General features: G+C 40.1%; 8 protein-coding genes. 1 reads left to right on the top strand and 7 read right to left on the bottom strand.

Annotation, left to right across the window (positions count from 1 at the left end):
• Positions 1–41 precede the first annotated feature (41 nt).
• From ACXAFV_RS15335 to ACXAFV_RS15325, 3 genes are read right to left on the bottom strand one after another with little or no spacing between them, the layout of a single operon-like run.
• Positions 42–1,727, bottom strand: a complete 1,686-nt coding sequence (locus tag ACXAFV_RS15335; RefSeq protein ID WP_475127742.1) for a UvrD-helicase domain-containing protein — start codon at positions 1,725–1,727, stop codon at positions 42–44.
• The gene (locus ACXAFV_RS15330; protein ID WP_475127740.1) at positions 1,708–4,311 is read right to left on the bottom strand and encodes a hypothetical protein; all 2,604 of its coding nucleotides are present in this window, start codon (positions 4,309–4,311) and stop codon (positions 1,708–1,710) included. The genes ACXAFV_RS15335 and ACXAFV_RS15330 overlap by 20 nt, the downstream gene beginning before the upstream one ends.
• Positions 4,312–4,323: 12 nt before the next feature.
• On the bottom strand, positions 4,324–6,837 hold the full coding sequence (locus ACXAFV_RS15325; RefSeq protein WP_475127737.1) for a UvrD-helicase domain-containing protein: 2,514 nt from the start codon (positions 6,835–6,837) through the stop codon (positions 4,324–4,326).
• Positions 6,838–7,012: 175 nt separating this feature from the next.
• On the opposite strand from ACXAFV_RS15325, the gene ACXAFV_RS15320 reads away from it, so the two are divergent.
• Entirely contained in the window at positions 7,013–7,696 is a 684-nt protein-coding gene (locus ACXAFV_RS15320; RefSeq protein WP_475127736.1) for a hypothetical protein, read from the top strand.
• Positions 7,697–7,966: 270 nt separating this feature from the next.
• Here ACXAFV_RS15320 and ACXAFV_RS15315 read toward each other — a convergent pair whose 3' ends face one another.
• The 4 genes from ACXAFV_RS15315 to ACXAFV_RS15300 form a co-directional block, all read right to left on the bottom strand.
• Complete coding sequence (locus ACXAFV_RS15315) at positions 7,967–9,343, bottom strand: Sau3AI family type II restriction endonuclease (protein ID WP_475127734.1); 1,377 nt, start codon at positions 9,341–9,343, stop codon at positions 7,967–7,969.
• Between the two features lie 356 nt (positions 9,344–9,699).
• Positions 9,700–10,704 (bottom strand): HNH endonuclease, encoded by a 1,005-nt coding sequence (locus ACXAFV_RS15310; RefSeq protein WP_475127733.1) that lies wholly within the window; start codon positions 10,702–10,704, stop codon positions 9,700–9,702.
• Positions 10,705–10,726: 22 nt separating this feature from the next.
• On the bottom strand, positions 10,727–11,050 hold the full coding sequence (locus ACXAFV_RS15305; protein WP_475127732.1) for a nucleoside triphosphate pyrophosphohydrolase: 324 nt from the start codon (positions 11,048–11,050) through the stop codon (positions 10,727–10,729).
• 114 nt (positions 11,051–11,164) lie between these two features.
• Positions 11,165–12,562: a M20/M25/M40 family metallo-hydrolase gene (locus ACXAFV_RS15300; protein WP_475127731.1), complete on the bottom strand. Its 1,398-nt coding sequence runs from the start codon at positions 12,560–12,562 to the stop codon at positions 11,165–11,167.
• Positions 12,563–12,611: the final 49 nt, after the last annotated feature.

Below are 12,611 nucleotides of genomic sequence, written 5' to 3'. Positions count from 1 at the left end.
AAAATATGGAGTCCCCTGAATTGTCAGGGGAACATCTGATTTTATAATAATGTCTTCCTGAATCCACTTGCTTCGTAATCCCTTGTTTCAAAATCTTTCACAAATCGGGAAATCATTATTTCAGGGTTTCTAGGAGCGTGGTAATACATAAAAACCTCTTGCTTCGCCCGGGTCAAGGATACGTATAGAATCCTTTTTTCCTTTTCCTCAAGTTCCTTTTTGTCAGCTTCGAAATCCGGTGACTTTGACTTGACGAGTCTCACTTTATTCAGGTTTTCCACCTCGTCCTTGTGTGGATAATGCTTTTTATCCATATCCATAATGAAAACATAATCGAATTCCAGTCCTTTGGTCGCCTTTGCCTCGATGAGATATACCTTAGGTCCATGCTGTGGATATCCTGACTCCGTGATGCGTTCAATGTAGGTTCTGAGCTTGAAATATTTCCCAAGGTAAATTTTAATGTGATTCTCATCCTGCGTGTCATGCCTACGGTGGATAATTGCGAAAGTCCTATCCGGATGTTCCCGATGTATGCTTCTAATTTTTCTGCCTATTTCATCCAGCATATCAGGGTAGGCTTTAAAAGCCTTTATCTTTGGCTTTTGCCCGGGACGCGGAAAATACTTCTCATCGTCATACTTGGAGTCTTCGGTTGAGCGATTGAACTTCAGGGAATTCGCCAGCTTCATTATGGGATAAGTCGAACGCCAGTTCCGTTTCAAGACGACGTTGTTGCCGCTTCGTATATTGATGCCAAGTGCCTTGTAGGAAAATGGGCTGCTTTTATATATTCTTTGCCTCTCGTCGCCACTTAGGGATAAAGTACCTTTGTTGAACGCAACTAAGATCCTGAGCTGCATCGGTTGAAGGTCCTGTACCTCATCGATGAAAATGTGGTCATACATCTGCTCCCTCTTGAAAAGGTGGAAGTTTTTCATGATGAGCAATGCAAAATCTTCTGAATCAACCCTATTATAGAAGTTCTTCAACTGATCCTCTTGATAATATTCGAATAATCTGAAGATGGTCGACCGTTGTTTCACAGATATATTCGGCAGCTGCCCACGCCCCACCCGATCACACATCAGATAGTCTTCTTCGGTGATGAAACCATTCCCCTTCATCCACGCAAATTCCTCTGACAAAAACGAAGTATTCTGTGTTTTCTTGATTGTATGGATAGCCGGAAGCTCCTTGAACTCATCGGACTCAAGCAAATCCATCAGACGGAGGATACGGGCCCTCACCCCGTCCTCCCCACTGTTCAATCCCTTATGATTAGTCCGGAACTTCCGTACTTTGATGCCGATAGATGCCAGTAAACGATGCGCCAATTCATGAAAGGTCAGGAAATCGACCCTATGATTATGTTCCTGGATTGCATCATAATACCTAGACTGCCTAAAACGGTTCTGGGCATCTTTAATTAATTCCTCACTGTAGGAAACGAACAGTAACCTTTTTCCGAATTCCTCGGACATCTTCTGCATCATCCTGGTTAAAAGAGTTATACTCTTTCCGCTTCCAGCCGTGCCTTTCACAAGCAAATGGGTGGATTCCATCATTGCTACCTTTTGCTGCTCATCACTCAGTTCGATGTTATGAAGGAACTTCTTGGTTTGGTTTACTATATCATTCGCTGTGCTGGGGATAGTCGACAATGCCTCATTCAATAGTCCGAATGCTTCGTTCAAATTCTTCTCATCAATTGTCATTTGTGTCATTGTCATCCCATCCTTTTTTAGAAATATCGACAGCGTAAAAAGCATCCTCGCAATATCCGGCATGTGGGCAGAGCTTGCAAAATTCTGATGGATTCGCCCCAGGCAATATCCCGTCTATTAAAGCGATTTGCGTTGCGAGGTCATTCCGTTCCCGCCTTTTTCCTTTCACCATTGCATATGAGGTCTTCCACCGTTCATTTTGGAAGGCACCACGGTGGGTCAGGTATTGAAAATACATGGTGCTTTCTGCGTATTCAACATCCTCATACTTCAACCGATTGGTCAATCCATACTTCCTCATGCTCTTAACGAGGTTTTCCTCCATATTGGTATCAATGATTGCACGGAGTCGAACATCGCTCATGAATGGGAAAAGAGTCTTCATCAACCCCATGACTTCGATTTTGTTTTTTCCGATGGAAGCATATAATTTCACCACATTCCCCATCAGGAATCCATGGTGAAATGAGGAATTATAGGTTGAAAAACGGTCGGCGACACTACTGTAGAAAAAGCGTCGCTTGCATAAATTCATTTCAACGAATTCTTCATTCGGATATGATAAAAGCTCTTCGACCACTTTTCCCTTTTGATCCTCAGCCGGTCCGGAGGAACACTTTACATATTGATATTGAGAACCTTCATAGCCAGATGCTTTTTCTACTTCCAAAAGCTGAACATAAATGGATTTGTTGAGGTTTTCGTGGTCATTCCAATTCTTTATCCAAGACAGCTGGATTTCCCCGTTGTAGCAAAGTCCTGAATAAAACAAATATTTTGAAAAGGAAAGCTCATGCTTTTTCCTGAATAAATACATGTTCGCAGCCGCATCATCCAAATCCCTCAATAAGGCTTCGGACAATGGCCAGGGCATCGGCGTTTGCCCATTAGGAAAGTGCTTTTCGTCTAATCCGCATAAATGAAGGACCTGATTGGGATTCTTATAGATGAGCCCGTCAATGGCTTGCATCTTTTGAATCCTGATATTCACTTCATCATCCATTGGTTCTTCAAAATCCTCTTCATCCTTATCTTTAAGTCCCGTTTTCAGGAAGACGACTATCGCATCCGATAAGTCGGAAATATGATAGGCTCTGTTCGAGCGTCCAGGGCGCCCCAGCATATCCTCCAGCTGTGAGACGAGCTTTTTCTCCGTCTTCCCAAGTAGGGAGTCCCGCGTTTCATGATTATCGATTAATTGCTTTATACGATTGAAGTGTGTCTTGATCGTCACCCGCTCTTCCTCTATGTTCATCAACCATCTCGCATCTTGTAGCAGCTTTTTGATGAAGCCCTCGATAATCCCTATTTCCTTGAGTGTCACAGATAGGAAGGAAAACCTAAGCACCGGGTTCACACGGACAGCCTTGAAATGATCCCCTGTTCTCAACCCATGAGTTTTGATGGAGCCAGATGATGAACGCTTCGCCACTTTTAATTTTTCAAAGGACGATAGCCATTCTTCAACGGCGTGGCATTTTTCAAAGTACGGTAGGATTGCCCTTAGCTGATTTGTATAACTTCTTGCATTATGGCCATCGTATTCCAGCCACCCGGATGCAAAGCATTCAGCCAACATCGAACCGGTCAAGAGATACTCTTGCTTCGCTTCATCCCAAACGGAGTGGAGATGCAGCAAATACTGACCGATGGGATACGATAGAAAATGTCGCTCTTCTATGAACATATCGGGCTTGAACTCCATCAATCTCCCAGTCAGTTCATCCTGGTTTGGTGAAATATAACGGTGGTTTTCCTGTATATCCTGTACAAAATCGATCATATATTCATATGGTTTCTCTGAAATGGACGGCAATGGGTGCCTTTTATAACTTCCTTCAAATGCAGAGGCAAACATCCTGCTTGCCGCAGACATGTCCCCTGATTCCGTCAGCATCCACTCCTCTTTAGAGACCCAGCCATTTTCCACAGAGAAACTTTCCTCCAGAAAAGAAAAAATCGCAGGATGATTTTTATTATAAAGATTAATGAATACCAGGTTCATCCCCAGCTCCTTCCATTTGGTGAAAACATGGTGCTGGACAGGCGTGATGAAGTAGAAGCCATGAAGGACAATGGTATTCCCTGAAGTACCAATGAACGATTGTATGGTATCCAAGGAATCTAGATTTTTTGCTGCATCTTCCATATAGGTATCGAAAGTAGGCAACATTTTCTCCCATATTTCGCAAAAAACACGCTCTTCTACCTTTTTACAGAATGAGCGTAAAAGTTCCGGCCTCAATCCGATTTCAGTAAGATTTCTCATAGTAATCAATACATTCAGCTTATTGCGCTTGAATGATTGGATGACTTTCGCTGTACAATCATCATCCCATGCCCTTAGGTGATCAGCCAGTTCAGCATATTGCTCGAACCGCTTATCAACATCATTCCATTCAGGATAGAATTTCTGGATGACCTCCGTTGCCGAGAAAAGCCCTGATCTCACCTTCTCCTTAAGACCATGCTTCAATGACTCTGTTGCACAAATGTGAGGGGAAGTCTTGAATGGGGAATATTCGGGCAAATCTTGAAAGGTATACGGATTCTCATACATGATGACATTCACTTTTCCACTCATCCTTTACTCCTCCTATCCTTCTTGTTTTAAAATTTTCGACCAAGTCATATTATAGGTATCGTTTTTAAGGTTCCGGATGATAATCAACTGATTCTTCGCCCTGGTCATCGCTACATAGAGAAGCCTTGTTTCCTCCTGAATCGATTCAGTATCATCTTGTTGATTCAGCAACTCAAAATGATTATTTTTCTTTTCTTCATGGCCTGGCTTATTGATAAGCCAGCCGACCCTCCGGCGTTCAATGTCAAAGATGATTTTGCTGAATGAAGTAGTGAAAGGACGCTCTGTGAAAGGGATGATGACAGTATGGTATTCAAGTCCCTTTGCTCGGTGAGCCGTCAGGATATGAACATGATCAATTTCCGTATCCATGCCTTCCACAGTCATTTCCTCTTCATCACGGTTGGTTGCAATCTGTATACTCAGCCAACTCTCGATCTTCTGAAGGGAGACGAATTCAGCTGAAAATGCCTGATGGAGCATTTCGAATAATTTACCTACATTCAACTTATATTTTTCCGTATCATTGACTGCCTGTCGTTGAAGTTGGTCGGGCGTATAATCTTTCGAAAGAAAATTAACCAAATCATCCATGCGACGGGAATATATCCAATTTAATGGCTCCCTTTCCTCAATGATTGTCCTCAGTACCGATAAGACAGGTTGATAGGTCAGAAGACGTTGATAACGCTGGAATGGGAAGGCGGTAGATTCCTTCATCCTCTCGATTGACGATTCCCTGAACCCCTTTCGATTGACAAGTTCATGAAGGATATAGTCCTGCAATTGCCCGTATGGGCCATGCAACAGGTTGCTTAGATATTTACCATCTTCAGGATGGAGGAGGGCGAGTACCAAGGAATGAAAATGGCGGACCGCCTTTGACTGAAAGAAGCCCCCACCGACTTCGAGCTTGGTCAACAGTTTCTGCCCCCTGCACCACTCATCGACTATCCTGGCCTCCTCGATTGTCCTGGTCAGGACTGCAATCTTTTCCCGCTTTTCTCCCTTTTGTTTAGAGTCATTCAACTCAACTATCTTCTTCAACCCGGCGACTATCTTTGGTAAAATATGAGTCCTCATATTCTCTTTCGTTTCCTCACGTTTCGTCTCTATTTTCAATGGATTCTCTTCCATGCCGCTCCTCATGCCCACCAAGCGGTCACTGCTATCCTTACCATCGACATCATAATCAAGATATCTCCTTTCCCCCCACACTGAAAAATGGACATCCATTTGTTCCAACAATTGTTTGGTCGTACGATAATTCTTCTTGAGGTAGTATTTTCCGTCATCGATAAAAATATGGCGTTGCACAAGCTTCTCTTTCAAGATTTTGAAAGCGGTATGGTTTGCACCCCTAAAGCGATAGATTGACTGCTTGATGTCTCCTACAACGAACAAAGTTGCCGAAAATGCCTCTTGGATGGTGGCTATCAACCGGATTTGAATATCATCACTATCCTGGAACTCATCCACGAACAGATGGGAAATGGGTTGGCTAATATTCTTAAATGCATCCACCCCATGTCTTTCCCTTATTTCATCTATTTGCCTCGTCAAATCATTCATTGTAACCGCATTCAAAAGATTTTTCTCTTCCTGAAAGCGGCGCTCCACCCTCCGGATGACGGTTTGCAACAGGTTATTCATGCGTTCGTTGCCCATAGTTCCTTGACCAAAATCCGTTCCCTTAAGGATTTCCGTAGTTGAAAATCCCTTTTGCTCGAACTTTTCCGAAAAGTCATATATGGTATCTATCAACTCATAGAGCTTCAATGGAGAAATCAGCACTTCAATCCTCCCTGATGCTTGAGAGAGTTCCATTTCGAAATACCGATCGAGCTCCTCTTCAATCCACTCTTTCTTCTTTTGCTTGAAGCTCCGTAGTGTCACATTCAATCCAAAGCCCCCGAGTGAACCAACTTCCTTCAGTAAAGATTTAGAGAAGGAGTGAATCGTTTGAATCCTTATATCGGCAAGATGCTCTATCAACATTAGAATGTCCCGGTTCCCTGTAGTCTTGAAGCGTAAAAATAAGCTCTCACGCAGTTTATCATACATATTCCTTGCAGCATCCCTAGTGAAAGTGATCATTACTATCTCAGCAGGTTTAAGCTTGGCTGCCAACAGAAGATAAAGGATCCGGTCGATCATGACGCTCGTCTTCCCTGTGCCAGCCCCTGCCTTCACCATGATATTTTCATCAAAATCTGCATGCTCGATTAAGAACTGTTCGATATTGAACCGAGGAAAGAACTGGGCAATGTGTTTCATCTCCTCAAGTGATTGACCATCAATAACTTCAAGTGCCTGTGTTATCGATATATCCTCTTTATGAATATGTAAGAGTTTGGCGTCGAGATATCCTTCAAAATCATCTTTATCTACCAACTGAAAATCTGAATTTGTAAACAGGAGGACCTTAACCCCTCTTGCCAACAAATCGGAGATTTCTACTAGTTTTTCATTTATGAATTCATTATCTGCAAATAATATGTAAGAGTATTGAATCATTCGTTGCATTTTTTCAAGTTCCTCCTTGGCAGGAAAATGTGACTCTATCTATTTTACTAGAATACCATTAATATGGAAATGATTTAAGTGGAGGTTTCATATATTGCTAGGATTATTAGATTTTTTCTTTTAGACATACCACTCATATAGTATAGTGGTAAAAAAAGGATGTAAGGAGTAAGTTATGATTGAAAGTAAATTTCCCGGAGATTCAGTTGGTGAGAAAGTTCTGGGTGGATTTCTGGACCGTTTTTTTTATAATAAAATTGAAATAGATAATTTCTACAGACACCACAATAAAAACGAGCAATATCTTGGCATGGATGTTACCATCGAGAGAAATGGAACTAAATACATCATAGATGAGAAAGCTGCATTGCATTATCCGGACGGATTGAATACCTTTGCGTTGGAATTGCATTATAAAAAAGGGGGAAAACAAAAAGAAGGTTGGTTGTTTGATGATAAAAAAGTGAGCACGCATTATTTATTTGCATGGCCAATACGAAAACACGTTGAGTTAAATGACCTTAAACAAGAGGATATAAAAAATGTGGAAGTAATGTTGGTGAACAGAAAGTCATTGATCGACAGTTTAAATAAAAGTCATCTTTCAAAAGCCAATATTAACAGTCATGTCAATTCTATTCTTATAATGAATAGAGTCAATCAAATAAATCAACAGCTTAAGGTAAATGGTATTCACCAAATGAGATATAGCCTTTCAAAGCACCTTGGCGAGGCTCCTGTAAACTTGGTGGTAAACAAAGAGATATACAAGTCATTAGCAGAGTTTCATTTTAAGATTTATCGTGATAAGCCCTATCCAAGGGATAAGTGGAACAACTCGGATAGATGGTTGAAATAACACATTTCTCCTTGCTTCCCTGAGATTCCTATCTAATAACCAACCATTAACCCTGCCTGTCTCTTTTCACACAGTTTGCTACAAGATACTCCTTGACAAAAAAATTATCATATTGGAGGTTTCTCATCTTGAACAATGTACGTGAAAATTCTTCAACCATTAATAAAAACATATCCTCTTATCGGTGTTGAAGTTACTCCAATACTTAAACATGACGATTTTCAAAAAGAGGGGATACTCTTTCTATCCCCTTTCGATGCTTATTCCTGATTAATCCAATCCGACAATTTTTCTTATATATTCCTTATTAATGAAAAGACATTTTTTCTTTAGTACCAATCCAGAAGGTAAAGTCACAAATATACTCTTTCCTGAACCCTTAGGACGAATCTGAAATGGTGGATAGTCTTCTTTCCCGCCGGGTAGATTATCGGACCATCTTCCGTGCTTTCCTTTTGTTTCATCAATTTCGACAACTATGGAATCTGAATTGAGCATATGTTTTATATGATAATAAAGATTGGAGGCCGTTGAGACTAGTTCTTCTTCAGGTGTCCACACTGTATAACCTAGAAATCTATTTTTATCTTCCTCATATTCATCCCATACTGCCAATATGTATTTTGTTTCTGCAAACCACCCATACCAAGTAGACTCCTCGAATTCATCATTGGCTATTTCAGTAAAATCAAGATTAGGGAATGACATATCTTGGTTTTTTTGTTTATCAAACCTGTTTCGAACTGTTTTTATTGCATAACCTTCTTTTAAAAACTCCTCGGTATGATTGAGGTTTTCACCCTTTTTACCAAACATGTAACCAATCAAATTGAAAAGACCGCTTTTACCCCTCACTTCCATTTGCAACTCGGATTGTATTTCTTTATCGGTCCTTCCGATATATTTATCCAAAATTTGTTTGACCGTATCGAGGAAGCTTTTTTGAGGAGGTATATAGATATGTTCGACTTGCTCAGGTGTCACTAGGTTCCTGAAATAAGCAGACATATAACCTACTTTATAAGAATATGCACGTGACTTGGCTTTCTCTGGGGAAAATGGTTGTTTGACGAAGTCCTTTCCTTTTCCTTGCCCTTTAGTACAAGCCCCCAGTATTTTTTGTTGTCCTTCACTTATTTCATTTGCTTTTCCTTGTTGGATTTTATCTATGATACTCTTATAATCTGTTTGAACTTGAGGTACATCAGAAATCGGCAACTGAAAACGGGAAGTCTTTATTATTCTGAATTCTTCCACTGGCTTGTTTTCTTCATGGAGGTAAAAAATCACCAGCATGTTTCCCGCTTTTCTATGCACGATGCTCTTTTCAAATGGAATCTCATAATCCTCCATATAGTTGATCATTCCCAATACAAGTCGCTCTTTTGAGCTGAAGCCGGCTTTTGGTTTCTTAAGAATCGGTGTCACTTTCAATTCAATCCCATGATAAGCGAAATCGGCACCTTTGATGGAGTTAGCAGGAATACCGAAATAATCCGATTGAATCATATTCCCTATACTACCTTTGTCTTTTTTCTTCTTTAACCAGCCGGAATTGTCCAACTCACCAAGTTTTTTCCCGATGAGAGTATCCGCTACATCGAATATTTGTTGTTCAGTCCATGAAGAAGAATAAACTTCTGACATTCAAACACCTCAAGTCATTTTAGAAATCAAAAAAGATAGGCTATTTACATTGTTTGTGCCATACTTTGACTTCATTTTTTCTCTTATTAATAATATAACCGCTTCTCTTGAACCAACTTGATATACTCTAAAAAAATCTCTGGTAATTGTAATTTCATAAATAAATGAATTAATAGACAGATTGATTCACTGTTGGCAACAGAATAATAGCTTAAAGAACTGCCAAGCGAAATACAAAGAGCAATATACAAAACAATCTTCACTTGTTAATCCCCAAAAAACAAATATTTCATGATTTAAGTATTTACACGTATAAGCAGGAAAGTAGTTGTTGATTTACTATACTTGCTACATAGTTAATTATTTTTTCCCATTGATGGAGTCCACACAGAATCAAATCCATTTTTAACAGAATAATCGTAAAGCATAATAATCTTTTCCGCTTGATAATTCTGCATAAAATCATCAAGCAACCTATTATTCTCTGAATAAATTAATTCTTCATTGCGTTCTATAATGATATCAAGAAATCCTCTCTCCACCAGCTTATCACTTTTTGAACTATTACATTGATTACAAGCTAAAACAAGGTTCCATAAATGATCTGACTGTACAAATGACCACGGAATAAAATGGTCAACATGAGTTTCTCTCTGCTTGCCTGTCAATGCTTTTCCACAATAAAAACATCTCGATTCAAAATGTGATAGAAGAATCTCCTCAAACGGCTGAAGTGATGAACGTTTAGCAATGCTCTCTACTTTTCTAAGAAGGTAATTAATACTCGGAACTTCGTTTAGCTCCTCAACCATTGCTGCCATATGATAATTAGTGAGGTGTACGATAAGCCTTTGATAATTAAGCATAAAAGTATGAACTGGAGGGTTTAACCTTAACTTCTCTGTTTTATGATCAAATGCATAAAACTTTTCTCTGGTATCACCATATAATGCACCGAAGACATTAATCTTCATTGTTGTTTTTATTTTACTAATCAATTTCAACTGCAAAGAATCTTGGAGTTTATCAAAAACCATTTCTGGGGGTATGGAGTGTTTCCTTTGCTCATCTTGTATAATTGACACTACTCTGGCATTCTTTCCTCTATTGTGTTGGGTCAGGTTATGATGAACAATTAAATTCCAATACACTTTCGTAAATGAGTAGGCTAGTTGATCATAAGTCAATTCAAAATCTTCGTTAACTTGATACAAGTTTTCAATCAATGCTTTGATCAATGCATATTTATATGTAGCTGATTTGACTGATTTGCTCGATAAGACGATCGTAAATATTCTCCAGATTTCTTCATCAGTTAAGTAATCCTCTTTTAGCATTCCGACCTTTAGTTTATGACTCATTTAAATCCTTCCCTTAATGTATTTAATCCTCTACCTCAATCAAGAAGATTTTTTCATCAAAAGCACCACGTCTTTCTGCTTTCTCACATCGTATCTCTTCAACTTCTTCCAGGGTTGTACCATGGGATTTGGCGAATGCATGAACAATCTCCATCAAATCAGCCAGTTCCTCCAAAGCTTCTTCTCTTGTTTCAGTATCACAATATTCCTCTAACTCTTCAAAACTCTTATTTTTTAATTCGGTAATAAATTCTTCGTCAGAAAGAATTTTTGTTGTAAATTCTTTACCGTTTGATTCAATGATTTCAGGAATCTTGTCTCGTACTAGTTTGTTATATACAGGCAAAGGGATCCCTCCATAAAAGATATTTTCAATAATTACGACTTCCACCTACATATTACCAAATCAATAAAGAAAGAGCCATCTGAAACAGTGGCCCTAAACTCTTAATCTTACTAATTATCGTGCTTCACTAAGAAACTCCTTTGCTTCTACACGCCTGACTTCTCTTAATATACTCTTCAGCTCTTTTCCTCTTTTAAATACCCCTTCTATCAGCTTAGCTGTTCTGTAGCAGCTTTCTACATCTAAATATTCTTTTGCAGTATGTTCATTCGAATATCCTGCTGACAGGTTGACGCATTGGATATCGTGCGATGCCCAAATCCGTGTATCGCTGCTTCCTCCTGGAGTCGTCCTCCAACCATTTAATCCTTCTTCCCCCGCTACATCTTCAAAGAAGCTACCATAGGTAGGATGGCAGAAAGGTATGAAACCTCCACACGAAGTGACAATATCACCCGTGCCACGGCGATCGACCACGATGGCTGCATCTGTATTCCATAGGAAGTATTCATCAACTTGACCGGCTCCCACCAAGCCGCATTCTTCTTCGACCGTGAAGATGAACTTCACTTTTCCACTGAAGGAAGAGTGATTAAGATATTCGGCTATATGGAGTAGAACACCGACTCCCGCACGGTCATCCGCTCCCAGTATTCCATTGCTGCTCGACCAGATATTGTTGTCTTTTATGATTTCTCGGTCCCTCTCGATTTCAATAACTGTATCCAAGTGAGCATTCAACAAAATGACCGGTCCAATACCGCTTTTGCAGGTTTTCTCAGCCAGGATGTTCCCGGTACGGTCAATCGTCAAATGGTCAACCAGGGGCTTGAGTTTTTCTGCTACGTAGTTTCTGACTTTTCCTTCATTCCCGCTGGAGCCTGGAATCATCAGCAGTTCCTCTACCTGGCGTTGAAACAGTTTCTCTTTAATGAAATCATACCCTTCCCCAATCCAGTCTTCTTTTATAAGGGAAAGTTTTTCAGCAAGGTCCAATAGTTCAAATCGGTCTAAGTGGAGAGATACATGATAACTTTTACGCTGCTCTCTCCAGTAAATCCTCTTTTTATCTCCCAGTGCCAGTAATAGTCCTGACAGTTCCTCAATGTCACTTTCTTTTGTAATAATCACATGTGCAGGTCTTCTTTCATGTCCGTCGCATGAGCCCATTGTATAGAACCCCAATCGAACCAACTGCCGAACGACAGCGCTAATATAGGTGTCAAGCTCTGCAACTTTAGGTTGATCGATCCCCGACCTGAACCAAAGTCCCTCTCCGCGGCCGCGCCCATCATAGTCAACAGCTTCAATCCACTCTTCCTCTGCGACTGTCTGTGAATAAAGAATCAGTTCCCTGTCGAACATTGAATAGTTCACATGCGCGGTTTCCAGGCTCCTCATTAAGAATTCAAGATTTTCCTTTGTTTCACTGTTGCAATCGAAAATATTTTCTTCTTTCTCAGTCACTAACCAGCCATACCTTATAAATAATTGATTCCAGGTTTTTCCCATCTCATCATCTCCCCTTTGTTTGTAAACTAAGTATCTCAAAAAGGCGATG

This window comes from Rossellomorea sp. ABR4_012, from assembly GCF_056159545.1.
This window is presented reverse-complemented; position numbering and strand designations above follow the sequence as displayed.